Here is a 25393-nt window from a genome sequence, read left to right on the forward strand (position 1 = left end):
CGCCCCCGCCGGTGGTTGAGCTCGTCGAAACCGATCTCGACAGGCTCGACCTCCGGCGTGCCCCCGGCGTGTGGGCATTAGGACTCTGGTCGGCGGGCGGCCGCCGGGCGTAGCCTTGAGGCACTGGCACGCGTGATAGCTGGAAAAAATGGCGCCGAAGAAGCGATGGGGTTCCCGTCTGGCCGCAGCCTTGGGGAGGCTGGTCGGATTTGTTGCCGTGAGCGCCATCTGCGGGGTCCTGGCCGCCAGCCTGGTGGTCCCCAGCGTGGCGGCCGCCGGGGTGACGGTCAGCAATTCGATTACGTTCTTCAACAACCTGCCCGGCGACCTCACGGTCGATCCTCCCTCGCAGTCCACCAAAATGATGACCGCGGACGGCCAGCCCATTGCCACCTTCTACGCCGAGAACAGGGTGCGGGTCACGCTCGACCAGATGTCGCCGTTTATGAAGGACGCGATCATCGCGATCGAGGACAGCCGCTTCTACGAGCATGGCGGCGTTGACCCGCAGGGCATCCTCCGGGCGCTGACGTTCAACGTCACCCAGGGAGGCCGTCAGGGTGCGTCAACGCTGACCCAGCAGTACGTCACCAACGTCGTCAATGAGTCGTTTCTTTCCGCGGATCAAAGCGAGCAGGTCATCCTCAGCGGCCAGAAGAGCGTTGGCGACAAGCTTCGGGAGATGAAGCTCGCCATCGAGCTGGAGAAGAAATACACCAAGGCCCAGATCCTCGAGGGCTACCTGAATATCGTGTTCTTCAACCGGGACGCCTACGGCATCGAGGCAGCCGCGCGGCACTTCTTCAGCGCGTCCGCCAAGGATCTCACGTTGCCGCAGGCGGCGCTGCTGGCCGGGCTGGTGAACAGCCCCAGCTTCTACGATCCTGCCGTGCATCCGGAGAACTCGCTGCAGCGCCGCAACCAGGTCCTGGGCAACATGCTGGAGCAGGAAAAAATCACCCAGGCGGAGCACGACGCCGCCGTGGCCACCGGTGTGGACCTGAAGATCACCCCGGGCCGGCAGGGCTGCGCCGCTGCCGTCATCGCACCGTACTTCTGCGACTACGTGTCCCATCTGATCCTCAACAACCCCGCCTACGGCGTGGAACTCAAGGACCGGGAGAGGCTGCTGTACCGCGGCGGCCTGACCATCGTCACCACCCTGGACAGCAGGCTGCAGGCCGCAGCCCAGGCCCAGGTGGACGCCACCGCGGGCGCGAATCCGGACAAATGGGGCGCCGCCCTGGTCACCATCCAGCCCGGGTCCGGCAGGATCCTGGCCATGGCGCAGAACACGGTTTTCCTTCCCGCGGAAGGGAAATTCGACACCCAGCTGAACTTTAACGTCGACTCCAGGGACGCCAACGGCAATGACCTCAACGGCGCCGGCGGGTTCCAGCCCGGCTCCACCATGAAGCCGTTCACGTTTGCGGAATGGCTGAACGAGGGCAAGCCCATCAATGCCATGATCGACGCGTCCCGGCGGATCTATCCTCTCGGCTTCCCGTGGCGGTCCAGCTGCGGAAAGGTGCTGGGTGCCTACAGCACCGCCCAGAGGAACGAGGGCGCAGCGGACGATCTCCAGAACAACGATCCCGGCTACTACCGACCCATGCCCATCAACTACGGCCTCTACAACTCCATCAACACGGCAACCTTCGCCACCGCCACGCAGCTGGACTTCTGCGGCATCCAGAAGATGGTGGATGCGGTGGGGATCCACAGCGGCCTGGACGGAGCCCAGGTGAACATGCACCAGCTGGGCAACCTGCTGGGCGCCATCGGGGTGGCTCCCTTGCACCTGGCGAACGCCTTTGCCACGTTCTCCAACGACGGCCGGTACTGCACCCCCATCGCCATCGCGGACGTCAGTGACCCTGCAGGGCGGCATCATCCGTCCGAGTCCTCCCAGTGCCACAGCGCCGTCAAGCCCGACGTGGCGCGCGGCGTCAACGCGGTGCTTCAGGACGTGCTGAAGATGGGTTCCGGCGTTTACATCAACCCGAAGGTCCAGAGCAAGGTGCCGGTGGCGGCCAAGACGGGGACGTCGAACAACAACGGCGCCACCTGGGTGGCGGGCTACACCTCCGGCCTGGCCACGGCGTCCTTCTTTGGAGACACACTGGAGGGCCAACAACGGGCAGGCCAGAACGTCACCATTAACGGCAACTTCTACAAGTCGATCGACGGCTACATGCTCGCCGGGCCGCAGTGGGCCAACTACATGATGCAGGTGGCCGGGCTGTACCCGGCCGAGGCCTTCCCGCCGCCGCCGCCGTCCATGTACGTCCCGCAGCAACCGACGCCGGCCCCTTCCCGCTAGCGGCTGCCGGGGCAGCCGCCGGGGCAGCCGCGCGGCAGCCGCGCGGCAGCCGCAGCGCAGCCGCACGCGGTGAGCCGCCCGTCATCTTGCCGAAACGCAACCCATCGGCGCCCACCCATCACGCCGTCGAAGCGCCCCAGTTAACATGCCCGAAACAAGACGGTCATGTGATCTTCACGCTGGGCCCGTTCCTGTAACTTACCCGCAACCTAGCGCCCCATTATCGGAAACACGAAGCGTGAAACATTGAGCGGGGGCGTGGCCCGGAATCACTCGAGGTCCCGTACGGAAGACTTGATGAGAAGGGACACGCAGGTGGAAATCACTGCGGAAAACGTCTGGCTGATGCTGTCGTCGGCCATGGTGCTGTTCATGACCCCCGGCCTCGGCCTGTTCTACGGCGGCATGACCCGCGCCAAGGCGGCGCTCAACATGATCATGATGAGCTTCATCTCGGCCGGCATTGTCGGCGTCGTGTGGGTCCTGTGGGGCTACTCCATGACCACCGGCGACGGCATCCTCGGCCTGTTCGGTAACCCCTTCGCCAACTTTGGCCTGCAGAACCTCATGGGCTCGCCGGACCTCATGAAGGCGGCCTTCAGCGCCACCTTCGCCATCATCACCGTGGCCCTCATCAGCGGCGCCATCGCGGACCGCGCCAAGTTCAGCGCCTGGGCGCTCTTCGTCCCCATCTGGATCACCCTGGTTTACTGCCCGCTGGCCTACATGATCTGGGGCGGTGGCCTTATGAGCGCCGGCGGCGCCCTCACCGCAGTCTTTGGCCAGGTGATCGACTTTGCCGGCGGCGCCGTCGTCGAGGTCAGTTCGGGAACCGCCGCTTTCGTCCTCGCATTGATTGTGGGAAAGCGCCAGGGATTCGCCAAGGATCCCAACCACCGGCCGCACAACATCCCGTTCATCATGCTGGGTGCCGCCATCCTCTGGTTCGGCTGGTTCGGCTTCAACGGCGGTGCCGCCACCACTGCCGAACAGGCCGGCCTCATCTGGGTCAACACCCTGGTCGCACCGGCCGCAGCCATGCTGAGCTGGCTCGTCACCGAGAAGATCCGCCACGGGCACCCCACCTCCCTTGGTGCCGCTTCAGGCGTGGTTGCCGGCCTGGTGGCCATCACCCCGTCCTGCGCCAACATCAGCCCCCTCGCAGCGCTGGGCCTGGGCCTCGTGGCCGGTGCGGCCTGCGCGGTCTTCGTGGACCAGAAATACCGGTTCGGCTTCGACGATTCGCTGGACGTCGTGGGTGTCCACTTCGGAGCCGGCGTTATCGGCACGCTGTCGCTTGGCTTCATCGCCCTGCCGGTGGACGGTGTGGGCGGCGGCCTCCTCTACGGCGGCGGAACACAGCAGCTCGTGGCCCAGATCGTCGCCGTCCTGGTCACCATCGCCCTGTCCGGCCTGGGCACGTTGGTCATCGGCCGCGCCATCCACAGGACCATCGGCTTTCGGGTCAGCGAGGAAGCCGAAAACGCGGGCGTGGACCTTTCCGAACATGCCGAGACGGCCTACGCATTCGGTGAACTGTCCCGCAGCCGATTCAACCCCTTCCATCACCCGCTGCCCGTTCCGGCAACAACCAACGCTCCGGCAACTGCCCAGGCACAGGAAAAGCAAGACAGCCTGGTGTAGCCGCCTTGTCGGTGGGAGTTGAGGGGCCGGCGGCGGTCTTTGGGAAGGCCCCCCGGACGTGCCGGGAGTCGTGCCGTCGGCCCTACCACTATCTTAGGAACCGACGCATTGCCGGACCATAGGCCGTAATGCCCTAACCGCGCACAGGGACCCGGCAATTAGGTCACACGTTTGGGTCTTTTTGATCCGGCCGGACAGGCCTACGGTGGGTCACAGGGAGCAGCCCGCCCGGGCAGCCGAACAACGGAGGATCTTCCTATGACAACGCACGTCGCAGACTGCAGTGTTTCCAACTGTTCCTTCAACGACCACTCGAATTGCAACGCCGCCGCCATCACCGTCGGCGGGACCCAGGACCATGCATCCTGCGCCACCTTCATCGACACCGGCATGCACGGCGGACTGCCCAAGGTCCTGGCCGACGTCGGAGCCTGCCAGCGCTCCGAATGCGTCCACAACGACCACCTGATGTGCAAGGCCCCCGAGGTCCATGTGGGTCCGGGCGCAGACAACGCGGACTGCCTGACATACTCGCACGCGTAGCGGGCGGGGCCGGGCGCGCCCGGCTAAAGCAGAGGACGACGGCGGGACTTCCCGCCGTCGTCCTCTTGCGTTCCTGACTGCCTCAGTCAACAGCCGCGGATGCCGGGTGTCAGTCGCCTCTCAGCCATCGCTTGCCGGCGGTTCGGGTTCGGACTTTTCCAGCCAGTTCACTACGCTGCTTCCGCCGTGCGCCCGGCTTAGCGTCTCCTGCAGGGCATCGGCTTCCTGCGCCGCAAGGTCCAGTTCGGACACGGCGGTCATCACGCCCCGGGCGCTTTCATTGTGCGGGCGGGAGTAGTGCGTTCCCGCAGCCGCCGCCCGGTGCCATTCGGCCAGTTCCCGGATGGCCTGCGCGATGGAACCCTGCGTTTCCGTCAGGCTGCGGAGGATCTCGTGGCTGTCCGATGGAGTGTCCAGGTTCCTGGTGGCACGGGCCAGATAGCGGGCCGCCTCCTGCATCTGCTGCGCCGCGCGCCGTGGTCCGTTTGTCTCTGACACCGTCCTGCTCCTTCGCCTGGCCCGTCATCCGATGGACTCATTGTCCTCCACTCCCGCCGCCTCGGTAGGGCCGGAATGGTTCTTGACAGCGCTGCGGCTCCGGGCGCTAGATGATCAGTAGTGGGGGTCCCGCGTCACCGCAGCAACCACAGAAACCCCAGCAACACAGCAAAAGGAGCGGACATGAGCGAGAATCCAAAGACGTCGGAGCGTGTCCACAGCGAGGCTCCGGCCGAAGGCGACGTGAACGCGGATCCACGGGACATCCGGGCGCATTCGCAGGACCCGGCCGAAGGAGCCGACATCACAGTCGCCGACCTTGCAGACGGGGCAGCCGCCGAAAGCTGAATGGTTGTGGACATTGTCGAGTTCCTGTCCGAGCGCATCAGGGAAGACGAGGCAGCGGCCCGGAAAATCCTCAGTGACCGCACGGTCTCCGAATCGGGGCGATGGTACGAACACCGCCTGCTGCTGGAGTGCGAGGCGAAGAAGAGGGTCATCCGGATCGTCGAATCAGCCCGGCAAACGGCGCTTGCCACCATGGTCAGCGACCCCTTCGAGGAGGAGTCCCGCTGGATCCCCGAAGCGATCGAGTGGACCACCCGATCGCTGAAGGCGCTGGCGCTGCCCTATGCCGATCACCCGGACTTCGAAGAGGACTGGCTGTAGGTCGACGGAGCTAGCGCGTGGGCCGCAAGGAGGTAATCATCCGCTTGATGCTGCGGTACTCGGGCGTCTCCAGGTAGATCCTGGCCTTCTCCAGATAGGGCAGGGACTCGTCCCCGGGAGTGTCATTGTTCGCCGGATCGTAGAAGGCCCCGAACATGGCCGCATTAGGCGGCCAGGTGAAGAACTGGAAGATGGCGCAGGCCGAGTCCCCTGCCGGCGGAGGACCGGACGTGATCCCGTACGCCGCAGCCGGGGTGTCTGCCGGCCCCGGGGCGGTGGCGTTTCCCCGGGTCTCATAGACGAACCGCGGCGTGGCGCCTTTCAGGGTCAGCGCCGTCAGGTCCTGGGAGTCGAGCACGGAGTATGGGTACCGGTCCACGCAGGTGGACCCTGTTGCCATGTTGGTCCGAAGCGTGGCCAACGGTTTTCCTTCCGTGTTGGTGACCTCCGCGAAGGCGCCTCCTCCCTCCGCCAGTTCCCCTGCCGGATCCCTGACGCTCCACGTGGCGGGAAGGTCGAAAATGAGCTGCCCGTCCGTCGTCGTGTACGTGGTCCATGCCGCCGGCTCAGTGGCCGCCGACGCAGTGGAGGTCCCGCCGGCAGCCGCCGTCTTCGTACCGTCCGGGGTACGCGTTGCGCCTGACGGGGCGGCAGCTGGCGCGGACGCCGGCAGGTCGCTCGCGGATTCGGTAGGCGGCCCAGGAGGCCCGGGTTGCTGGCCGCAGCCGGCAAGCAGGAAGGCGAAGACAAGAACGACGGGCAATGCTAAGTGGGACGATGCCGACGTGTGCATGCCAACCTCCAAGGGCCGCGAGATGGTCCCTTTATTGTGGCCCTGTCACCATCCGCCGTTCCAGAGCCGCCGCCACCAGGATCGCTTCAGTTCAGGCTCCGCCGGTTGCGCGGCTGCGGCTGCGGCTGCAGCTGCAGCGCGTTCAGCACGGCGTTCGCGCCAGCGTTCCACCTCGGCATCAATGTCACGGGTCTTGGTGACGACGGGGGGTCCGCCCTGGAGCTGGCGGCGCGCATCGATCACACGCTTGTTGAAGTCCGCCAGGACGTCGCGGACCTGCTTCTCGGCATACTGGGCGTCGAGCCTGGAATCCAGTTCGGCGTCTTCGGTCCGAAGGAGGATGGCTTTCGGACCCATGCCGGTGAGGTTCTCGCGCTGGATCAGGCCCTTGACCCACCAGTCGGGATCGTAGCCCTCGCCCAGCCCAGGGATGGGTTTGCCTGCGTACTTCAGGTTGTCGAACTTCCCCTGGGCCATGGCGTCCCGGATCAGGTATTCGGCCCGTTTGGCGTCGTCCACTTTCCGGCGCTTTTCCCGCTCTTTTTCCTCTGCAGCGGCGAGCTCGGCTTCCTCCGCGGCCGTCATGCCGGTTGCCCGGACGGCCCGCAGTTCGACGGCTCGTTCCAAGCGGCGCTGGAACGAGCTGCCGGCTCCTTCGCTGGTCATGTCCACACCGCCCCTGGCCGATCCTGAATAACCTGCCTTCCAGTATTCAGAGCCTCCGCGGGAGTTTCAATAACGCGGCGGAATCGCAGCCTTGGTGACCGGCGCTGTACGCCCCCGCCGGTCCTAAAATTATCTTGTTGGGTCAGTCAGGAAAGGGTGTGAGACCGATGGCAGAGCACTATGCCTCCGGGGTCTGGCATGTAAAGCAAGGGAACGACGGCCAGTTCGTGCAGAAGTGGACGGAGTTCCTTCAGTGGTCGCGGGAGAACTACCCGTCGATGGTCGTGGCCAAGCTCCTGCACGACAAGGGTGCCCCCGGGCGGTACCTTTCGTATTCGGAGTGGAGTGACGAAACGTCCCGGGACGCCTGGAAGCAGGACCCCGAGTTCAGGACCCGCATCGGCGCATGCGTGGCGCTGTGCGAGGACATGCACGGGGCCGACTACGACGTTGCGGCGATCGTCAGCTCGCAGCACCAGGCCATTAAGTAGCAATGACCAGCGGTCGACGGCGGGACATACCGCCGTCGACCGCTTTCGTTTTGCCCCTTACCGCGAGAGCTTGGCCTCGTCCGGTTTGGGGTCGCCGATGTGGCCGGGCGCGTTGGCGGCGAGGACGCGTTCCACGAACGCGCCGTATTCCTCCATGTAATGGCGCAGGAAGTCCGCGGTGCCCTGGTTGGTGATCGTTCCGTCGTCGGCAAAGTCGGCGGGATCGAACTTCAGGTAGACCTCGGGGGCGTTGAGCTGCGGCGCGTCCAGGAAGCTGAGTACGGCCCGCATGGAGGACTGCATCACGGCCGTGCCGATACTGCCCGGAGAGGCGCCGATGATGCCGGTCGGTTTGCGGGCGAAGGAGTTGGTGCCCCAGGGGCGGGATCCCCAGTCGATGGCGTTCTTGAGGGCGCCGGGGATGGAGCGGTTGTATTCGGGAGACACGAACAGGATGCCGTCGGAGCCCTCGATCGCTTCCTTCAGCGCACGTCCGGCGGGTGGAAAATCGGCGTCGTAGTCATAGCTGTAGAGCGGGAGATCCTTGATGGGGATCTCGGTGAACTCGAGGTCCTCGGGAGCAAGTTTGACGAGGGCATTGGCGAGCGTTCGGTTGATGGAGCCGCGGGCCAGGCTTCCGACGAAGTAGCCGATCATGAAGGCCCGAACCGGCTGGTAGTCACGGCTGCCGGAAGCGGACGACGGCGGGACTTCCCGCCGTCGTCCGCTTCTGTCGTTCCGGGGAGCCGGATCAGCCGATCGGCTCGGCCATCTGCTCCACCACGTACTGGGCGTCCACGGAGGCGCCGGTCACCGGATCGGCCATCTCCACCTTCCAGCTGCGGGCGAACTGGTCCACCCCGTGGGTCATGGCCACCGTGCCCGAAATGAGGACTGTGCCGGGTTCGTTGAGGCCGCGTTCGCTGAGGACGTCCAGCCAGTAGTCGGGGCTCAGCAACGCTCCCAATGAGCTGTCCTGGATAAGGGTATCCGGCGTATCGCCCTCCCCCACCCAGCCCTTGAGCGTGATCTGGTCCAGGTGCTCCCGCACGTCGTCGAGCCGCCAGGCCTTGCGCCCAAGGACATCGGGGCTGGCATTCTTGCTCCACGCAACACCGTGGACTTCAAGCTCGCGGTCCGTGTGGTCGCAGGCCACCGTCAGCAGCACGCCGTCCCCGGTGATCACAAGCGCCCATTCTGCTTCTCCCGAGGTCCGGCCGTGCTGTACGCGGACTTCAGAGACCTGCTGGGCCAGGTAGGGCGACACCGGGTACAGCGCCGGCGTGGTTGCGGGACCGGGAACCCCCAGCTCGGCCAGCTCGGCGATGTGGGCCTGCACTTCCTCCTGCTCCCGCCCTGCGTAGCCGGCGTTCAGGAGGTGCTTGACCTGGACTTCCGTTGTGGTGCCGTCGGGAAGTTCGAAGCTCAGAGCCGTCATGTTCTGTCCATCCTTTGCGTGTCCTGTTGGAGAAATTTACAAACCGGAAACCGGAAACGATCGCCAATGTACATCCAGTATGCGTAATGTATACATTTAACGCCAGCGTGACAGGCGTCACCGTAAACATCTCGTGGAGGACAACACCATGGCCAACGTCCCAGTCCCGGCTTCCGGCGCAGCGCCGCGTCCGGACAAGCCGATGCACCCGAAGGGCCTGTACAAGGCCTTTGCCGCAAGCCTCACCGGCACCGCACTCGAGTGGTATGACTTCGCCGTCTACTCGGCCGCGGCCGCCGTCGTATTCCCCATCGTCTTCTTCCCCTCATCCGACCCCCTGACCGGCACCATCCTGGCGTTTTCCACCTATGCGGTGGGCTACGTTTCCCGTCCCGTGGGCGGCATCATCTTCGGCCGGCTCGGCGACCGGATCGGCCGCAAGAAGGTCCTGGTCACCACCCTGATGATCATCGGCGTGGCCACCGTGCTGATCGGGGTGCTCCCCGGATACGGCAGCATAGGCATCACCGCCCCGATCATCCTGGTGCTGCTGCGCTTCGCCCAGGGTGTGGGTGTGGGCGGCGAATGGGGCGGCGCCGTTCTGCTCTCCAGCGAATACGGGGATCCCCACCGGCGCGGCTTTTGGGCCTCCGCCGCCCAGGTGGGTCCGCCCGCAGGCAACCTCATGGCAAACGGCGCGCTGGCAGTCCTCACACTCACGCTGAGTGAAGAACAGTTCATCAGCTTTGGCTGGCGCATCGCTTTCCTGGTCTCGGCCCTGCTGGTCGGATTCGGCCTCTGGATCCGGCTGAAGCTGGAAGACACTCCGATCTTCAAGGCGATCGAGGCCCACGGCGAACAGCCCAATGCCCCGGTCCGGGAGGTCTTCAGCAAGGAACTCCGGCCGCTCATCGCCGCCACCCTGTGCCGGGTTGGTCCTGACGTGCTCTACGCCCTGTTCACTGTTTTCACCCTTACCTACGGAATCCAGGTCCTCGGCTACGAACGCAGCCAGGTCCTCACCGCAGTGCTGATCGGCTCCGCATTCCAGCTGTTCATGATCCCGCTGGCCGGCGCTGTATCCGACCGTTTCAACCGCCGCCTTGTCTACGGAACGGCAGCCGTGCTGGGCGCCGTCTGGACGTTCGTTTTCTTCGGCATCCTCGGCGGAGACAACGAGCCGATGCTGATCGCGGGAATCGTCCTGGGCCTCATGGCACACTCCTTCATGTACGGACCGCAGGCCGCCTTCATTGTGGAGCAGTTCTCCCCCCGGCTCCGGTCCACCGGAAGTTCACTGGCCTACACCTTTGCCGGCGTGATCGGCGGCGCCGTTGCACCGCTGATGTTCACGCTGCTGCTGTCCCAGTTCAGCACGTGGATTCCGGTAGCCATCTACGTTGCCGTCGCCGCCGCCGTCACTGCAGTGGGCCTGGCGCTCGGCCGGGATTCCAACACCGTCGAGGACGAGGACTACCGCATGCTGCTGGAAGGATCCGCAGCAGCGCGCCGGGAGTCCGCCGTCGCGGAGTCCCGCTGACGGTCCGGAGGTAGTCAGGTGCGGAGCAGGATGTCGCGGGTCACGGCCAGGTGATGGTCAATTGCCTGCTGCGCCTTCGCCGAGTCGCCGGACACCAGGGCATCGAGGATGTCCTGGTGTTCGGCGCACACCTGCTCGCGCCGGCCTCCGGTACGGAACAGGGCGGAGACGCCCACCAGGATCTGCCGGACGTGGAGTTTGCTATACGTCCGGGAGATGAGCTCGTTTCCGGCGGCGTCAATGAGCTGCTGGTGGAACAAGGTGTCCAAGCGGATGAATTCCCGGGCAGCCTCCGGGTTCAGGTCTTCGGGAAGGCCGGCCTGCTGGTCCAGGGTGTCCTGCATCGTAGGGGCGGGCACCCGCTTCTGTTCGATGACCAGGCGGGCGGCATGGCTTTCCAAGACTCCGCGCAGTTCCATCAATTCGGACATTTCCCGGCCGGTCACTGGCGGAACGTACGCTCCGCGCTGCGGTATCAGTTCCACCAGGCCGTCCGAAACGAGCAGCAGGAGCGCCTCCCGCACCGGAGTGCGCGAGACCCCGATCTCGGCGGCAAGCTCCTGCTCATTCAGGAACTTCCCCTGGACTTCGGGATCGATCAGGATATTTTCACGCAGGTACGCGTACGCCTTCTCGCGGCCAGACGCCGCTGTCCCCGAACTTTTTCGCATACATCATGTATACAACAGACTGGAGCAATTTCATGCGTTTAGCAGTGGCCCAAATCATCACAGGAGCCTACCCGGCCGCCAACCTGGAGTTGATTCGAGAATACGCCACCCGGGCCAAGGCCGCCGAAGCCGAGCTGGTGGTGTTTCCCGAAGCGGCAATGCGCGCCTTCGGCAACAGCCTGACTGACATCGCCGAACCGCTGGACGGACCGTGGGCCAATGCTGTCCGGGCCATTGCGAGGGACCTGGATATCACCGTGATAGCGGGGATGTTTACGCCCGGCGACGGCGGCCGGGTGCGGAACACCCTTATCGTCACCGGACCGGGGACCGATACTTCCTACGACAAGATCCACCTCTTCGACGCGTTTGGTTTCGCGGAGTCCGATTCGGTGGATGCCGGCACCTCACCGGTGACGTTCGAACTCAACGGCACGGTAATCGGCCTCGCGACCTGTTACGACGTGCGCTTCCCCGCGCTCTTTACAGCCAACGCGCGGGCAGGCGCCCAGATCAACGTCGTCTGCGCCTCTTGGGGTGCCGGCGAAGGCAAGACGGACCAGTGGGACCTGCTGGTGCGGGCCCGTGCCGTGGACAGCACAACCTTCGTGGTGGCCTGCGGCCAGGGCAATCCCGCCAGCATCGGGCTGCCCGCTGCTGGCGCAGCGCCCACCGGGATCGGACACAGTGCGGTGGTGTCGCCGCTCGGCTCTCCCCTGGTCACCTTGGGCGAGGAGCCTGAGCTGGCCATGGTGGACATCGACCCCGCCGTCATCACCGACGTCCGCGCAAAACTGCCGGTCCTCGCCAACGCCCGGAGCCTCTAGCCACCGGTACTCGAACGGCCGACGGCGGAACCTCCCGCCGTCGGCCGTTTCTGTTCGTTCCGGCTGCCGGGGCCCCGGCCCGCCCGAAGATCTGGTCAGGCATCGCGGCCGACACTACGCTGGCTGGTACCCCGCCAGGAAGAAGGACACCATGGACGAACAGGACATCCTGCAACGCATCCAAGGGCTCGTTGAGGAGGAACGCGAGCTTCGCGAAAAAGCCGAATCTGCTGCGCCCGGGCCCGAGCACGCCCCGGACCGCACGCGGCTCAAGCGCATCGAAGAGGACCTGGACCAGTGCTGGGACCTGCTTCGCCAGCGACGCGCCAAGCTGCAGTATGGCGAGAACCCGGACGAAGCGGCACCGCGGCCGGTAAGGCAGGTGGAGGACTACCGCGGCTGACTTACCGGCAGCAGGCCGTCCTGCATGCCCCCAGCCACCCGCAACATGCAGGACACCTTTGACAGGCCGTGTGACAGGTGCCATAGTTTCCCTATGGACCTGTTGGACAGCTGGACAGCTGCACAAGATCGAGTTGTACGCGTTGGCGCGGCTGAAGCGGTTTTCGCATCCCTCCGCAGCGCTATCGAAGGCGGCAGGATCCCGGTCGGCACCCGCCTCGATTCGGAGGCATCGCTTGCAAAGCAGTACGGTGTGAGCCGCACGATGGTCCGGGAGGCGCTGCGTTCATGCACCGCATTGGGACTGACCGCCACCCACACAGGCAAGGGCACCTTCGTCATTGCTGACAAAGTGGCCCAGGACCTCAAACTCGGCAAGTACTCGGCTAGTGCCCTCGTGGAGGCACGTCCCCATGTGGAAGTGCCTGCCGCTGGGCTTGCCGCGCAACGCCGCAGCAGCGAAGACCTGGAGGCACTCCGGGAGATCCTGCGGGAAATGTCCGAGGAGGACGATCTCCAGCAGTGGGTGCTTTTGAACACCGAGTTCCACGTGACCATCGCCCGGTGCAGCGGCAATGGCGTGTTCGAATCATTCCTCTCAGACATCTGCGACGCCATGGCCAACCAATCGAACACACTCAACCTCGTGGCTGACCGGCGCAAGGAATCGGGGGAGGAACACGCCCGAATCTTCGCTGCCATCGAGAGTGGATCAGCCGAGGACGCTTCCCAGGCCATGAGAATGCATCTGCACGGGGTGGAATGCGCCCTGGGCACCATCGTCCCCGGAAGCGGGAACTCCAGGGCCGGCCATACGCGCTAGCTCCTAAACCCCGAACAGCACCCACCCCCCTGCCCTGCCCCCTACTGCGGCGTGCCCGCCCCGCCTCCTTGCTGTGGCATAGCCATGCCACCGTGCAGTCTGAGGCATCACGAAGGCCTGTCCCGGACCCGGATTCCTACCGTCCAAAATTTTCTGTCCAAACCCGTCAACGAAGCCCTGTGAGGACCCCCGATGAACTCTTCCCCTACCGCCCCGGACACCCGTTCCGAACATGACCTCCTGGGTGACCGTGATGTCCCTGCCGCCGCGTACTGGGGTGTCCACACGCTCCGGGCCGTGGAGAACTTCCCCATCACCGGCCAGCCGCTCTCNGGGTAAAGGAGGGGCGGATCTGGAGCCGGTAGGTGGAGACCGGTGTCTTCATAACATGACCTCCTGGGTGACCGTGATGTCCCTGCCGCCGCGTACTGGGGTGTCCACACGCTCCGGGCCGTGGAGAACTTCCCCATCACCGGCCAGCCGCTCTCCTCCAACATGTACCTGGTCCGCGGCCTGGCCGCCGTCAAGCTGGCYGCCGCCCGGACCAACCGCGAACTGGGCCTGCTCGACGGYGGACGCGCCGACGCSATCGARGCGGCCTGCACCGACGTCATGAACGGCAAACTCAGCGAGCAGTTCGTGGTGGACGTCATCCAGGGCGGCGCCGGGACGTCCTCGAACATGAACGCCAACGAGGTCATCGCCAACCGGGCCCTGGAAATCCTSGGACACCCCAAGGGCGACTACGCCCGCCTGCACCCGAACGACCACGTCAACCTCAGCCAGTCCACCAACGACGTCTACCCCACGGCCGTGAAGCTGGGCACCATCTTCGCCGCCCGCGAACTCCTCGCCGCCCTGGCCGAACTCGAAGACGCGTTCGCCGCCAAGGCCGCCGAGTTCCGCACCGTGGTGAAAATGGGACGCACCCAGCTCCAGGACGCCGTGCCCATGACCCTCGGCCAGGAATTCGGCACCTACGCCGTCACCATCGGCGAAGACCGGCTGCGCCTGGCCGAAGCGGACCTGCTGATCCACGAAATCAACCTCGGCGCCACCGCCATCGGCACCGGCCTGAACGCCCCGGCCGGCTACGCCGAAGCAGCCTGCCGGCACCTGGCCGAAATCACCGGYCTGCCCCTGGTCACCGCCGTGGACCTCATCGAGGCCACCCAGGACGTCGGCGCGTTCGTGCACCTCTCCGGCGTCCTCAAACGCGTGGCCGTGAAACTCTCCAAGATCTGCAACGACCTGCGCCTGCTCTCCTCCGGCCCCCGCGCCGGACTGGGCGAAATCAACCTGCCCGCCGTGCAGTCCGGCTCCTCCATCATGCCCGGCAAAATCAACCCGGTCATCCCGGAAGTAGTCAGCCAGGTCGCCTACGAAGTCATCGGCAACGACGTCACCATCACCATGGCCGCCGAAGCCGGGCAACTCCAGCTCAACGCCTTCGAACCCATCATCGTCCACAGCCTCCACAAGAGCATCTCCCACCTCGAAGCCGCCTGCCGCACCCTCACGGCACGCTGCGTCCGGGGCATCACCGCCAACACCGAACACCTCCGCCTCACCGTCGAACAATCCATCGGCCTSGTCACAGCCCTGAACCCCCACCTCGGCTACACCACCGCAACCGCCATCGCCCAGGAAGCCCTCGCCACCGGCAAGGGCGTTGCCGAACTCGTCCTCGAACACCAACTGCTCACCGCCGAGCAACTGGAAGAGCTCCTCAGCCCGCAACGCCTGGCCAACCTCAGCAAGTAGTCCCCCACCGCCGAACTCGTCCTCGAACACCAACTGCTCACCGCCGAGCAACTGGAAGAGCTCCTCAGCCCGCAACGCCTGGCCAACCTCAGCAAGTAGTCCCCCACCACCCGACAGCCCTCCACCTACCCCGCCCGATCAAGGGAGCAGGGGCACACCGCCGTGCCCAAATATCCCCGGCCCCTACGCAAGGACTGAGTATGAAAAACAAATCAACGATGTGGATCCTGGCAGCGCTCGTGTTCGGAATCCTCAGCGGGCTGCTGTTCCACTGGCTGCTGCCGGCAGACACACGCGGAGCCGTTGTGGGCGTCCTCGACACCGTGACGCACATGTTCCTGAACCTCATCAAAATGATCATTGCGCCGCTGATCTTTGCCACGCTCGTCTCCGGTATCGCAGGAGCGGCGAAATCGGCAGGGGTGGGGAAGCTCTTTGGCCGCTCCATGGTCTGGTTCCTGTCCGCCTCCGTCCTGGTGGGCGCCTTCGGTTTCATCACCGCCCACATACTCAACGTCGGTGACGGGCTCAACCTGATGCCGGGAGGTGATGCGGGGATGGAAACGAAGCCCCTCGATTACCTGGAGTTCATTACCCACATCATCCCCACAAGCGTCTTCGCCGCGCTGACCGCCAACAACCCCCTTCAGATCCTCGTCTTCGGCGCTCTCTTCGGCATTGCCCTGTTGAACCTCCGGAAGAAGGGCCGCTCCTCGATAGCGGATGCCATTGATGAACTCATGGGCGTCATGCTGAAAGTCACCGGGTACGTAATGAAGGCGGCCCCGGTCGGGGTGTTCGCCGGCATCGCGGCGGCCTTCACCTCCAAGGGCGTGGACGCTTTCGCAACCTATGCCTCGTTCATCGGCGGCTTCTATGTCTCCCTCTCCGCCCTCTGGGCGATCATGATCGCCGTCGCCGTCGCTTTCCTCGGACGGGCGGCCTTCCGGCTGGTCCGGATCGTACGCGAACCCATGGTGATCGCTTTCGCCACCTCCAGCAGTGAGGCCGCGCTGCCCAAGCTCATTGAAGGCCTGACCAAGTTCGGCATCGCGAAGCGCACCACCGGTTTCGTGCTCCCCCTGGGTTACTCGTTCAACGTGGACGGTTCCATGATGTACATGACCTTTGCGTCCGTCTTCCTGATCAACGCCTACGGCATCGACATGGACCTCGGCCAGCAGATCGCCATGACGGCAATGCTCCTGCTCAGCAGCAAAGGCATGGCCGGGGTGCCCCGTGGTTCGCTCGTCGTGGTGGCCGCCGTGGTCCCTGGTTTCGGCATCCCCGCCGCCGGCATTGGCGTCCTGCTGGTGATCGACCAGCTCCTCGACATGGGACGCACCGCCACCAACATCCTGGGAAATGCCATCGCCACCGCGGTCATCGGCCAAAAGCACGACAGGTCTGCTTCCCCTCTCGAAGCCCCTCGTTCCGACGCGTCCCACGGGGCGCAAGACAGTGAATACAGCAGGGAACCTGAGCGCGTTTCGATGCACTGACCGGTCCTCGCCCGGCCACCCACGTTCCACCAGCGAATCCACTCCATACAGAATGAAAGGCCATCGCCCATGACCGCTGCCTTTGAGCTCCAGAGTCCGACGGACGTGCAAACCGCCAAGCGGGCGGGAAGCACGCGAAGAACACCGATCAGGACACAAATCATCGACTATCTGGCAAGCAATGGTGCAAGCAAGGTAGCCGACATCAGCAACGGCATCGCCTCGTGCCGGGACTCAGTCAGGCACCATCTGGCCGCGCTTGAGAGCGCTTCGATCGTCCGTTCCAATATTGCCCCCGGACAAAGGGGCCGGTTCACGCCCTTCTACGCCCTAGCCCCTGGAACGCCTGGAAAGCCAGAAAAAACAGAGTCGGACTCCTCACCGGACGTCGCTGGCTACTAAGCAACCGGACGACGGCGGGACCACCCGCCGTCGTCCGTTGTGCCTTAATCGGGTGCCTTAAAAGGCCGGAGTCCCATGCCCGCGTCCCCGGCCCGCCGCGCCTTGGTTCAGGGACCTAAAACGCAGCACTGGATTTAGTCCGGCACCCATATTTTCCCGGAAATGCTCTGGATAGCATTGGGGGACCGGACAGAGCCGTCCGGGCGGGTATCGATGCAGAAGGAAGCCCATGGCCGCAGCTACAGTGGACGACATCCTGTCGGATCTCCCCCTGGGTTTCGCCAGTCTCATCCTCCGGCCGTCCCGCGCAGACTCGCCGATCGAACGCTTTCTGATTGTTGACGCCGACGACGAAACATCCGACGGCAGCGCCGCGTTTGTCCTGCTGATCGGCGTTCGGGGACGCTCCGCACTGCCGGCGCTGCGGCGCCTCCTGAAAAATCCTCCCCTGGTGCTTGCCGTTAAGGGCAGTCCGGGCGAACTCGAGGAAGCTGAAGAGCTGCTCCGGGCAGCGGGAACGGGCTTGCTCCTGGTGGACCCGGCCGCTGACTGGGACCGGCTCCTGTCCATCGCCAAAGACCGGATCATGCCGCGCACCTACCAGAGCGAAGTGCTGACGCTGCTGGAAGAAGACCTGTTCGCCATCGCGCAGACCACCGCACGCCTGACGTCCAGCCACGTGGTCATCGAGGACGCCGCCAACAAAGTCCTGGCCTACTCCACAGTGACCAATGACATCGACGAGCTCCGCAAGGCATCGATCCTTGCCCGCCGTGGTCCGCGAAAATACGAACTCCTCCTCAAGGACCTCGGCGCCTACCGCGAACTGCACCGGACCCGCCTGCCTGTCAGGGTTCCGGCCCGGCCACAGGACGGGTTGAGGGAGCGCGTTGCCGTCGCCCTGTTCGCCGGCGAGCGCATCATGGGCTACATCTGGCTGCAGGAAACCGGGGACGGGTTCGGCGCCGACGTCGACTATGTCCTGACCGGATCGGCCGCCCGGGTGTCAGCCGAGCTGATCCGCTACCGCAACCAGCAATCGGTGCACATGCGGGAGGACCGGATCGCGCGGATCCTTTCCGGCCCCGCGGAAGCCGCAGCGAGTGCACACAGCGAGAAGATCCCGGCGGACCGCCCCTCGGCACTGATCCTGCTGGGAATGTCCGCCACTGAGGCGCAGGAAGACGATGCAGCCCTCAAACACGGGGAACTCGCCAACCTTGCGTCCATCCATGCGGCGGCCTACAAAGCGTCTGCCATCGTGGGGCAGTTCAACGGCGACACCGCCGTGATCGTACCGGGACTCCAGTCCGCCAACGCCGAAGCCGGGCTGCGGAGCCTCGCCGAGGCCATCGTCCGGGACGCGGGGAAGCACCTGGGCATCGGTCCGTTCGCGGCAGTGGGGCCGATCGCCCCTGACCTTTTGTCGATTCATTCGGTGACCGCCAAAACGGAGGCCCTGCTCGGCTGCATGCGGCGGTCAGAGACCGCGTCAGTGGCCGCGGTGGGCGACTTCGAGGTGGACATCCTCTTCCACGAGGCGGTGGAGAACTTCACGGCCTCCGACTTCCGCCACCGCAGCCTCTGGGCCCTCCTCCGCAACGATGGCGAACTGGCCGAAACCCTCCGGGCGTATTTCGAGGCATCGCTGGACGTGGCCGAATGCGCCCAGCGGATGAGGATGCACAAGAACACCGTCTACTACAGGATCAGCAAGATCAGCCGGGTCACCGGCCTCAACTTCAGCAATCCCCGAGATTCATTGGTCGCCCTGCTCCACCTCCAGGAGTGGGCCGCCACGCACAATAAGGAGCACCTGGGCACGAAATGATGACAGCACTCGATTCACCGCCTCTTGGCCTGGTCCTGGCTGACATTGTCCACAGCCACCGGCCCCGGAGTGAAGCCGGCTCGGTGCCCGCCGGCATCCCCCACCTGTCATCGCCGCCGTTCGACCGCTTCGGAATCGCGGTGGCCACAACGTCCGGGGACGTGTTCAGCGCCGGCGACGCCGACCTGCCCTTCTCGATCCAGAGCATCTCGAAGGTTTTCACCCTGGCCATGGCCCTCAGCGCCGACGACCCCGGCAGGCTGTGGTCCCGGGTGCTCCGCGAACCGTCGGGAACCTCGTTCAACTCCCTGGTGCAGCTTGAAGTGGAGCACGGGATCCCCCGGAACCCGTTCATCAATTCCGGCGCCCTCGTGGTGACCGACCATCTGATGGAAAGGTTCCCTGACGCTGCAGGTCATGTCCTGCAGTTCCTCCGTGTCCAGGCGGGGCAGCACAGTGGGCAGGGGCCCTTCATCGATGAAGTCGCCGCCGGGAACGAGCTGGCCAACAGCAGCCGCAACCTGGCGCTCGCCCACTTCCTGAAGAACTTCGGCAACCTGCACCGGTCCGCCGAGGCCGTGGTGGAGAACTACGTCAGGCAGTGCTCCATCATGATGAGCTGCGTCGAGATGGCGAAGGCCGGCCTGTTCCTTGCCCGCGGCGGGCACGGAGCAAACGGCCCCGTCGTCTCCCGGAGCGAGGCCAAACGCATCGGATCCATCATGCTCACCTGCGGCATGTACGACGCGGCCGGTGAGTTCGCCTACCGCGTCGGCCTTCCCGGTAAAAGCGGTGTCGGCGGCGGAATCCTGGTCATCGTCCCTGGCGAATGCGCGATCTGCGTCTGGAGCCCGCGGCTGGACTCCAAGGGAAATTCCCTGGCGGGCTCGGCGGCCCTCGCTGACCTGTCCGACCGCACCGGATGGTCCGTTTTCTGATCCGGTCCCCGCACTTTTTCATTCCACCCCTCAGTTAGATCTTCAACCGGTCGAAAGGATCACCCATGTCCAACAACCCCAATGACGAGGTTGGCCAGTACGAGGCTGACAGCGGCCACGCGCATGCCTCTGAGAGACTCCTCCATGCGGAGGACAAGGGCTACCACAAGAGCCTGAAGCCGCGGCAGATCCAGATGATCGCAATCGGCGGCGCGATCGGTACCGGTCTGTTCCTCGGTGCCGGCGGCCGGCTGAATGCCGCAGGCCCGTCCCTTGTCATCGCCTACGCCGTCTGCGGCTTCTTCGCCTTCCTGATCCTCCGCGCACTGGGCGAACTGGTGCTGCACCGCCCGTCGTCGGGCTCCTTTGTCTCCTACGCCCGTGAATTCTTCGGCGAGAAGGCAGCCTTTATTTCGGGCTGGTTCTACTGGATCAACTGGGCAACCACCACCATCGTGGACATCACCGCCGCAGCGCTCTACATGAACTTCTTCGGCCACTACATCCCATGGATGGGAACCGTACCGCAATGGGCCTGGGCCCTGATCGCCCTCGTCGTCGTGCTGTGCCTGAACCTCGTCTCGGTCAAGGTCTTTGGCGAGATGGAATTCTGGTTCGCCATCATCAAGGTCGTCGCCCTCGTCGCGTTCCTGCTCATCGGCACCTACTTCGTCATCTTCGGCACCCCTGCGGACGGCCAGGCAGTCGGCTTCAGCCTCATCACCGACAACGGCGGAATCTTCCCCAACGGGATCCTGCCCATGATCATCCTCATGCAGGGCGTGCTGTTCGCCTACGCCTCGATCGAACTGGTCGGCACAGCCGCCGGCGAAACCGAAAGCCCCGAAAAGATCATGCCGAAGGCCATCAACTCCGTGGTCTTCCGCATCGCCGTGTTCTATGTCGGCTCCGTCATCCTCCTTGCCCTGCTGCTGCCCTACACCTCCTACGAAAAGGGCGTCAGCCCCTTCGTGACCTTCTTCGGATCCATCGGCATCCAGGGTGTGGACGTCATCATGAACCTCGTGGTCCTCACCGCTGCCCTGTCCTCCCTCAACGCAGGCCTCTACTCCACCGGCCGCATCCTCCGCTCCATGTCCGTGGCCGGCTCCGCCCCCAAGTTTGCCCAGCGCATGAACAAAGCCGGCGTACCTTACGGCGGCATCGCCATCACCGCCGGCGTCTCACTCCTCGGCGTCCCGCTGAACTACCTCGTCCCCTCCCAGGCCTTTGAGATCGTCCTCAATGTCGCGTCCGTTGGCATCGTCGTCACCTGGGCCACAATCGTCCTCTGCCAGATGCAGCTCAAACGCTGGGCAGACAAGGGATGGCTGAATCGCCCCTCCTTCCGGATGTTCGGCGCTCCCTACACCGGTTACCTCTCACTCCTGTTCCTCGCTGGCGTCCTGGTGATGGTCTTCATCGACTCCCCGCTCACCCTCCTTGTCACCCTCATCGCCTGCGCCCTTATGGTCGCCGGTTGGTACGCCTGCCGCCAACGGATCCACGAAATCGCCGAGGCACGCGACGGCTACACCGGCGCCGCGCCCGTGGTGGCCAACCCGACTCCCATCCGGTAGCTGATCCCGCGACCGCCCCCGGCGCCACCACCCAACAGACGTAAACCAACACCCAGCCCAAGAAGACAAGTAGTAATGACAACGGAGTCCGCATCCACCATGACCGCAACAGACACTCAATCGTTCGACAGCGACACCATCAATCAGACCGCAGCACAGCCGGCCGCGGCTGCCCCCGGAACGCTGAAATCCGCCGGGCACGTTATTGTTGACTCCCTCGTGGCCCACGGAGTAGAGCGCACCTACGTTGTTCCCGGCGAAAGCTTCCTGGACGTGCTGGACGGGCTGCACGGCTCCAAGATCGACACCGTGGTCTGCCGTCATGAAGGCGGCGCCGCGTACATGGCCGAAGCCGACGGCAAGATGAACCAGCGCCCGGGGGTGGCCATGGTCACCCGCGGACCCGGCGCGGCCAACGCCCACGTCGGCCTGCACACCGCGTGGCAGGACTCCACCCCCATGCTGCTTTTCGTCGGGCTCATCCCGTTTGCGCACCGGGACCGCGAGGCGTTCCAGGAATTCGACATCAAAGCCTGGTTCGACACGGGAGCCAAGCGGGTTATGGTGCTTGACCATGCCGAGCGGGCGTCCGAGATCGTTGCGGAAGCCATGTTCGCGGCCATGAGCGGGCGGCCGGGGCCCGTTGTGGTGGGCCTGCCGGAAGACATCATCCGGCAGCACGTTGATCCGGCGCTGCACCCGAGCATCCCCGTGGCGGCGGGCGGCATGAGCACCACGGACGCCGAAGCACTCGCCGATGCCCTTGCACTTTCCAAGAAGCCGCTGTTTGTCACCGGCGGCAATGACTGGACCCAGGAAGCGGCCGGCCAGCTCACCGGCTGGCTCGAAAAGCATCACATCCCGGCCGCCGCGGAATGGCGCACCCAGGGTACGGTGTCCTTTGATTCGCCGTCCTACGTGGGCCCGATCGGCTACGGACGCCCCCGCCCCACGTACGACCTCCTGGAGGAAACCGACCTGCTCGTCTTCGTCGGGACGGTCCCCGGGGACGTGATTACCGACGGATTTGTCTGCCGGCAGGACTGGAACAAGCAGAACTTCCTGGTGACCATCGACCCCTCGCTGCGCGGCCGCTCAGGCCCCGTCTCACGGCAGATCGTCGCCAAACCGGATGCCTTCGTCCGCGACCTGCTGGGCATCGACCTGCCAGCGAAAGACGAGTGGAAAGTCTGGACGGCCAGGATGCGCGCCGAACAGACGTCCTTTGCCGCCCTGCCGCCGGCCGCGCCGGTGGCAGGACCCGCCAGGATGGACACCCTGATGGCCAACCTCGTCCCCCGGCTGCCTGAGGATGCCATCGTGACGTTCGGAGCGGGCGAGCACACCAACTGGGCGCACCGGTACTTCCCCACGCGCCGTTACGCCTCCATGCTCAGCGCCAGGAACGGCTCCATGGGCTACTCCATCCCGTCGGCCATCGCCGCCTCGCTGGCCAGTCCGCAGCGCCGGGTGGTAACCATCGCCGGCGACGGGGAGTTCCTCATGAACGGTCAGGAGCTGGCCACTGCTGCCCAGTACGGGGCCACGCCGCTGATCGTGGTGATGGACAACCAGGAGTACGGCACCATCCGCACCCACCAGGAACGGCACTACCCGTCCCGCGTGTCGGGGACTCAGCTGAAGAACCCCGACTTCGGCCTCATGGCCAGGGCGTTTGGCGGGTTCGGCATCACAGTCACCTGTGACGGGGACGTGCCGGCCGCCCTCGACGCCGCGTTCCAGGCCATCGACCGGCAGGGAACGTTTGCGCTCATTCACCTCATCGTGGAACAGCGGGTGAAGGCGTACTGACTGGCCGGTGGGGCGCCTTCCCGGCGCGGCGCCGGATGACGTACTCGGCAACCGCCACGTTGATCACCCAGCCCGCCCCCAGGAGCACCGCCCGGGTGGGTACATCGGTGGGGCCAATCAGGAGCAGCCAGGGAATGCTCACCAGCGCTTGGGTTCCCGCGCCCACGGCGATCGCGTAGGCCCGCGTCATCCAGGCGCCGTGCCGCACGAAGTCCCGGCGCCTGATCGCGTCGACGCCCAGGATGATGCTCACCAGCATGGCCGAGCCGAAGAACAGCCGGAGCGGGACGTCGATGTAGCCGTCCGGGAGTGGATAGAAAACGGACATCCACAGCCCGGAGAGCGCTGTGAGCAGGCCTGCCGGGATGAGAATGCGTCCTGCGATGCGGTGCCAGCCGCGCCGTCCCCGAAGTGAGGGGACAAACTGGAACGCCCCGAGCACGGAGTAAACCGTCACGCCGACAATGTGCGTCACCACCGGGACGGGCGAGGCGAAGAACCGCGCGTTCTGCGGCGTGACCGCTGCACCGGACGCCAGCTCGGTCAGCCGGAGGGCCCCGAAAATCACCGGAATCAGGCTGAGCAGGAGCAGGCCCGCAGGCACGGGCCACTGGGGCCGGTGACGCCGGACGGAGGCGGCAGGAGGGCTGGTGGTCTCGGTGCGCATGGCGGGTCCTTCGCTGGCCGGTATACGGTGTACACCTCTTGCGAATGACCATAGGTGTACACCGTACACTTGTCAATAGGTCCGGACTCCCGCGGCGTCGCGGCAACGGCTGTGATGAGTCTCACGCGCAATGAACGGCTATCCGCTTGAGACGTCACCGCCCCTCCGTGCATCATGGAAAGGACGGTTGAGAATGCGATTTCACAACCGCACCAGCCCTGATTTCGCGCTTCGGCGCAGAGAATGCAGCGGCAACGAACGACCCAACCTGGTGGACGCAACGAGGCCAAACCAGTGAGCTCGCCGAGCTGCGCAAGGCCTCTGAGCGTTCACGGATTGTCCCGTCCCGGGCTCCGCGCCGACGCGAAGCCCATGACCAAATTGATGAATGAGGCACCGAATAATGACGTTCGAAACCAATCACTCCGTAACCCTTAAGATCTGGGACCGCTCAGCTATCGATCACACGCTGGACGCCCTGGTGCACGATATTTCCACGAAGGCCAACGCCCACCGGAATGATGTTGCCGTCACCCTCAGCGGGCCGAACACCTTTACGGTGAGCCTGAACCGCAGCGCCGCCCAGGGCGCCGCAGTCTAGGACGTCAGGCACAATAAAAAGCCAGCGGACGACGGCGGGAATTCCCGCCGTCGTCCGCTGGCTTTTCGGCTTAATCAGTCAGAGACGAACCGTAGCCCCGTCAGGCATGGGAGTGCTCGGTGAGGACGGCGTCGATCTGGCCTGCAGCCTCCCTCATACCCTCCTCCATGCCCATCTTCATCACTTCTTCCATCTGCTCCTCGGATTCGAACGTGGACATGATGGTCATGCGCGTGCGGCCGCCGATGTCCTCGAGGTCCACGACTGCATGAGCGATTCCCATGGCGTCCACCGGAGCGCCGGACTCGTCAGCGAAGCCATCGTCGAACTCGAGCTTCCGCGGCGCGTCAATTGCGGTGAAGCGCCACCAGCCGCGAGGCTTCTCGCCTTCGGGGGTGGTCATGTAATAGCCGGCTGCCCCGCCGGGCTGGAAGTCGAACCGGTCAAACGCGGCCGGATAGTTGGGCGGACCCCACCAGCGCTCCAGCTGGCGCGGGTCTTCCCAGATCTGCCAGACGCGCTCGACGCCGGCGTCGAACTCCGCCACGAGGGTGAAGCTGAGGGCCTCAAGATTCTTGGTGGAACTGATAACAGGCATTGCGCAACCTTCCTATCCTTCAGCCAGAATGTCTGCGATCCGCTCGGCTCGCTGCCGCCAGATCGCTTCATACTCGTCAAGCAGCCGGCGGGCCTTCTGCAGGCCTTCATGGTTTCCCCGCACGACCTGCTCCCTTCCGCGCTTCTCCTTAGTCACCAGGGAAGCCCGTTCCAACACCGCCACATGCTTCTGGACGGCGGCGAAACTCATGGCGTAGAGGGCGGCAAGGCCGGAAACGGAATACTCACCCACCGTCACCCGCCGGACAATATCCCGCCGGGTGGCATCGGCGAACGCCTGGAACAGGCGGTCCACTTCGGCATCACTGAGCTGATCTACAACCATTTGGTTGTAGAATATGACTGCGGTG

Annotated in this window: 26 protein-coding genes; 17 read left to right on the forward strand and 9 right to left on the reverse strand. The window is 64.9% G+C overall.

The genetic code is table 11. From position 1 onward, the window contains the following. Positions 1-148: 148 nt before the first annotated feature. From ASF98_RS23160 to ASF98_RS23170, 3 genes are all read left to right on the forward strand, one after another. Positions 149-2323: a transglycosylase domain-containing protein gene (locus ASF98_RS23160; protein WP_055807496.1), complete on the forward strand. Its 2175-nt coding sequence runs from the start codon at positions 149-151 to the stop codon at positions 2321-2323. 315 nt (positions 2324-2638) lie between these two features. Then, a complete protein-coding gene (locus ASF98_RS23165; RefSeq protein WP_442854057.1) occupies positions 2639-3967 on the forward strand; it encodes an ammonium transporter in 1329 nt (442 codons plus the stop codon). A 258-nt stretch (positions 3968-4225) separates the two neighbouring features. Beyond that, a complete protein-coding gene (locus ASF98_RS23170) occupies positions 4226-4510 on the forward strand; it encodes a DUF1540 domain-containing protein (protein WP_055807503.1) in 285 nt (94 codons plus the stop codon). Positions 4511-4630: 120 nt separating this feature from the next. Here ASF98_RS23170 and ASF98_RS23175 read toward each other — a convergent pair whose 3' ends face one another. Then, positions 4631-5008 (reverse strand): hypothetical protein, encoded by a 378-nt coding sequence (locus ASF98_RS23175; protein ID WP_055807507.1) that lies wholly within the window; start codon positions 5006-5008, stop codon positions 4631-4633. Between the two features lie 183 nt (positions 5009-5191). On the opposite strand from ASF98_RS23175, the gene ASF98_RS24595 reads away from it, so the two are divergent. Together ASF98_RS24595 and ASF98_RS23180 are read left to right on the forward strand one after the other, a co-directional pair. Continuing rightward, positions 5192-5356, forward strand: coding sequence for a hypothetical protein (locus ASF98_RS24595; RefSeq protein ID WP_197024942.1), 165 nt, complete (start codon positions 5192-5194; stop codon positions 5354-5356). After that, positions 5357-5677 (forward strand): DUF6221 family protein, encoded by a 321-nt coding sequence (locus tag ASF98_RS23180; protein ID WP_235506141.1) that lies wholly within the window; start codon positions 5357-5359, stop codon positions 5675-5677. Positions 5678-5687: 10 nt separating this feature from the next. On the opposite strand, the gene ASF98_RS23185 is transcribed toward ASF98_RS23180, so the two are convergent. Continuing rightward, positions 5688-6470 carry a hypothetical protein gene (locus ASF98_RS23185; protein WP_055807510.1) on the reverse strand — a complete coding sequence of 261 codons (783 nt, stop codon included), beginning with the start codon at positions 6468-6470 and terminating at the stop codon, positions 5688-5690. Between the two features lie 45 nt (positions 6471-6515). After that, positions 6516-7136, reverse strand: coding sequence for a J-domain-containing protein (locus ASF98_RS23190; RefSeq protein WP_055807513.1), 621 nt, complete (start codon positions 7134-7136; stop codon positions 6516-6518). A gap of 167 nt (positions 7137-7303) precedes the next feature. On the opposite strand from ASF98_RS23190, the gene ASF98_RS23195 reads away from it, so the two are divergent. Further along, positions 7304-7627: an antibiotic biosynthesis monooxygenase family protein gene (locus ASF98_RS23195; protein WP_055807516.1), complete on the forward strand. Its 324-nt coding sequence runs from the start codon at positions 7304-7306 to the stop codon at positions 7625-7627. Positions 7628-7684: 57 nt separating this feature from the next. Here the strand turns inward: ASF98_RS23195 and ASF98_RS23200 are convergent, their stop codons facing one another. Together ASF98_RS23200 and ASF98_RS23205 are read right to left on the reverse strand one after the other, a co-directional pair. Continuing rightward, positions 7685-8284: an NADPH-dependent FMN reductase gene (locus ASF98_RS23200; protein ID WP_055807519.1), complete on the reverse strand. Its 600-nt coding sequence runs from the start codon at positions 8282-8284 to the stop codon at positions 7685-7687. Between the two features lie 94 nt (positions 8285-8378). After that, positions 8379-9065 (reverse strand): DUF2848 domain-containing protein, encoded by a 687-nt coding sequence (locus ASF98_RS23205; RefSeq protein ID WP_055807522.1) that lies wholly within the window; start codon positions 9063-9065, stop codon positions 8379-8381. A gap of 148 nt (positions 9066-9213) precedes the next feature. Between ASF98_RS23205 and ASF98_RS23210 the strand changes: the two genes are divergently transcribed. Next, on the forward strand, positions 9214-10605 hold the full coding sequence (locus ASF98_RS23210) for an MFS transporter (protein ID WP_055807710.1): 1392 nt from the start codon (positions 9214-9216) through the stop codon (positions 10603-10605). 14 nt (positions 10606-10619) lie between these two features. Here ASF98_RS23210 and ASF98_RS23215 read toward each other — a convergent pair whose 3' ends face one another. Beyond that, entirely contained in the window at positions 10620-11276 is a 657-nt protein-coding gene (locus tag ASF98_RS23215; protein WP_055807525.1) for a GntR family transcriptional regulator, read from the reverse strand. Positions 11277-11308: 32 nt separating this feature from the next. Here ASF98_RS23215 and ASF98_RS23220 point away from each other — a divergent pair, with 32 nt between their 5' ends. The 9 genes from ASF98_RS23220 (at position 11309) to ASF98_RS23265 (ending at position 23157) form a co-directional block, all read left to right on the forward strand. Further along, entirely contained in the window at positions 11309-12103 is a 795-nt protein-coding gene (locus ASF98_RS23220) for a carbon-nitrogen hydrolase family protein (protein ID WP_055807527.1), read from the forward strand. 151 nt (positions 12104-12254) lie between these two features. Then, positions 12255-12506, forward strand: a complete 252-nt coding sequence (locus ASF98_RS23225; RefSeq protein WP_055807530.1) for a DUF2630 family protein — start codon at positions 12255-12257, stop codon at positions 12504-12506. Positions 12507-12599: 93 nt separating this feature from the next. Then, positions 12600-13328 (forward strand): FadR/GntR family transcriptional regulator, encoded by a 729-nt coding sequence (locus ASF98_RS23230; protein WP_055807533.1) that lies wholly within the window; start codon positions 12600-12602, stop codon positions 13326-13328. Positions 13329-13724: 396 nt separating this feature from the next. Beyond that, a complete protein-coding gene (locus ASF98_RS23235) occupies positions 13725-15092 on the forward strand; it encodes an aspartate ammonia-lyase (RefSeq protein ID WP_156372515.1) in 1368 nt (455 codons plus the stop codon). Between the two features lie 200 nt (positions 15093-15292). Then, a complete protein-coding gene (locus tag ASF98_RS23240; protein ID WP_055807535.1) occupies positions 15293-16594 on the forward strand; it encodes a dicarboxylate/amino acid:cation symporter in 1302 nt (433 codons plus the stop codon). Between the two features lie 631 nt (positions 16595-17225). Beyond that, a complete protein-coding gene (locus ASF98_RS23250) occupies positions 17226-18827 on the forward strand; it encodes a PucR family transcriptional regulator (protein ID WP_055807540.1) in 1602 nt (533 codons plus the stop codon). Continuing rightward, positions 18824-19765 (forward strand): glutaminase, encoded by a 942-nt coding sequence (locus ASF98_RS23255; RefSeq protein ID WP_082507017.1) that lies wholly within the window; start codon positions 18824-18826, stop codon positions 19763-19765. Before ASF98_RS23250 ends, ASF98_RS23255 begins: the two co-directional genes overlap by 4 nt. 65 nt (positions 19766-19830) lie before the next feature. Further along, the gene (locus ASF98_RS23260; protein ID WP_055807543.1) at positions 19831-21345 is read left to right on the forward strand and encodes an amino acid permease; all 1515 of its coding nucleotides are present in this window, start codon (positions 19831-19833) and stop codon (positions 21343-21345) included. Positions 21346-21420: 75 nt separating this feature from the next. Next, positions 21421-23157, forward strand: coding sequence for a thiamine pyrophosphate-dependent enzyme (locus ASF98_RS23265; protein ID WP_055807546.1), 1737 nt, complete (start codon positions 21421-21423; stop codon positions 23155-23157). Here the strand turns inward: ASF98_RS23265 and ASF98_RS23270 are convergent. Beyond that, positions 23126-23824, reverse strand: a complete 699-nt coding sequence (locus ASF98_RS23270; protein WP_055807548.1) for a DUF2306 domain-containing protein — start codon at positions 23822-23824, stop codon at positions 23126-23128. The two genes, ASF98_RS23265 and ASF98_RS23270, sit on opposite strands and share 32 nt — an antisense overlap. A gap of 403 nt (positions 23825-24227) precedes the next feature. Between ASF98_RS23270 and ASF98_RS23275 the strand changes: the two genes are divergently transcribed. Further along, positions 24228-24425, forward strand: coding sequence for a hypothetical protein (locus ASF98_RS23275; protein ID WP_011693996.1), 198 nt, complete (start codon positions 24228-24230; stop codon positions 24423-24425). 100 nt (positions 24426-24525) lie between these two features. Here the strand turns inward: ASF98_RS23275 and ASF98_RS23280 are convergent, their stop codons facing one another. Both ASF98_RS23280 and ASF98_RS23285 read right to left on the reverse strand, forming a co-directional pair. Continuing rightward, the gene (locus tag ASF98_RS23280; protein ID WP_055807551.1) at positions 24526-25023 is read right to left on the reverse strand and encodes an SRPBCC family protein; all 498 of its coding nucleotides are present in this window, start codon (positions 25021-25023) and stop codon (positions 24526-24528) included. A 12-nt stretch (positions 25024-25035) separates the two neighbouring features. Next, positions 25036-25368, reverse strand: a complete 333-nt coding sequence (locus ASF98_RS23285; RefSeq protein WP_055807554.1) for an ArsR/SmtB family transcription factor — start codon at positions 25366-25368, stop codon at positions 25036-25038. Positions 25369-25393 lie beyond the last annotated feature (25 nt).

It is taken from the genome of Arthrobacter sp. Leaf337 (assembly GCF_001423745.1).
GTDB lineage: Bacteria > Actinomycetota > Actinomycetes > Actinomycetales > Micrococcaceae > Arthrobacter.

Coding starts and splice junctions, on each gene's coding strand:
- ASF98_RS23160 (WP_055807496.1), top strand. CDS start 149: ATGGCGCCGAAGAAGCGATGGGGTTCCCGTCTGGCCGCAGCCTTGGGG.
- ASF98_RS23170 (WP_055807503.1), top strand. CDS start 4,226: ATGACAACGCACGTCGCAGACTGCAGTGTTTCCAACTGTTCCTTCAAC.
- ASF98_RS24595 (WP_197024942.1), top strand. CDS start 5,192: ATGAGCGAGAATCCAAAGACGTCGGAGCGTGTCCACAGCGAGGCTCCG.
- ASF98_RS23180 (WP_235506141.1), top strand. CDS start 5,357: ATGGTTGTGGACATTGTCGAGTTCCTGTCCGAGCGCATCAGGGAAGAC.
- ASF98_RS23185 (WP_055807510.1), bottom strand. CDS start 6,470: ATGCACACGTCGGCATCGTCCCACTTAGCATTGCCCGTCGTTCTTGTC.
- ASF98_RS23190 (WP_055807513.1), bottom strand. CDS start 7,136: ATGACCAGCGAAGGAGCCGGCAGCTCGTTCCAGCGCCGCTTGGAACGA.
- ASF98_RS23195 (WP_055807516.1), top strand. CDS start 7,304: ATGGCAGAGCACTATGCCTCCGGGGTCTGGCATGTAAAGCAAGGGAAC.
- ASF98_RS23200 (WP_055807519.1), bottom strand. CDS start 8,284: ATGATCGGCTACTTCGTCGGAAGCCTGGCCCGCGGCTCCATCAACCGA.
- ASF98_RS23205 (WP_055807522.1), bottom strand. CDS start 9,065: ATGACGGCTCTGAGCTTCGAACTTCCCGACGGCACCACAACGGAAGTC.
- ASF98_RS23210 (WP_055807710.1), top strand. CDS start 9,214: ATGGCCAACGTCCCAGTCCCGGCTTCCGGCGCAGCGCCGCGTCCGGAC.
- ASF98_RS23215 (WP_055807525.1), bottom strand. CDS start 11,276: ATGCGAAAAAGTTCGGGGACAGCGGCGTCTGGCCGCGAGAAGGCGTAC.
- ASF98_RS23220 (WP_055807527.1), top strand. CDS start 11,309: ATGCGTTTAGCAGTGGCCCAAATCATCACAGGAGCCTACCCGGCCGCC.
- ASF98_RS23225 (WP_055807530.1), top strand. CDS start 12,255: ATGGACGAACAGGACATCCTGCAACGCATCCAAGGGCTCGTTGAGGAG.
- ASF98_RS23230 (WP_055807533.1), top strand. CDS start 12,600: ATGGACCTGTTGGACAGCTGGACAGCTGCACAAGATCGAGTTGTACGC.
- ASF98_RS23240 (WP_055807535.1), top strand. CDS start 15,293: ATGAAAAACAAATCAACGATGTGGATCCTGGCAGCGCTCGTGTTCGGA.
- ASF98_RS23250 (WP_055807540.1), top strand. CDS start 17,226: ATGGCCGCAGCTACAGTGGACGACATCCTGTCGGATCTCCCCCTGGGT.
- ASF98_RS23255 (WP_082507017.1), top strand. CDS start 18,824: ATGATGACAGCACTCGATTCACCGCCTCTTGGCCTGGTCCTGGCTGAC.
- ASF98_RS23260 (WP_055807543.1), top strand. CDS start 19,831: ATGTCCAACAACCCCAATGACGAGGTTGGCCAGTACGAGGCTGACAGC.
- ASF98_RS23265 (WP_055807546.1), top strand. CDS start 21,421: ATGACAACGGAGTCCGCATCCACCATGACCGCAACAGACACTCAATCG.
- ASF98_RS23270 (WP_055807548.1), bottom strand. CDS start 23,824: ATGCGCACCGAGACCACCAGCCCTCCTGCCGCCTCCGTCCGGCGTCAC.
- ASF98_RS23275 (WP_011693996.1), top strand. CDS start 24,228: ATGACGTTCGAAACCAATCACTCCGTAACCCTTAAGATCTGGGACCGC.
- ASF98_RS23280 (WP_055807551.1), bottom strand. CDS start 25,023: ATGCCTGTTATCAGTTCCACCAAGAATCTTGAGGCCCTCAGCTTCACC.
- ASF98_RS23285 (WP_055807554.1), bottom strand. CDS start 25,368: ATGGTTGTAGATCAGCTCAGTGATGCCGAAGTGGACCGCCTGTTCCAG.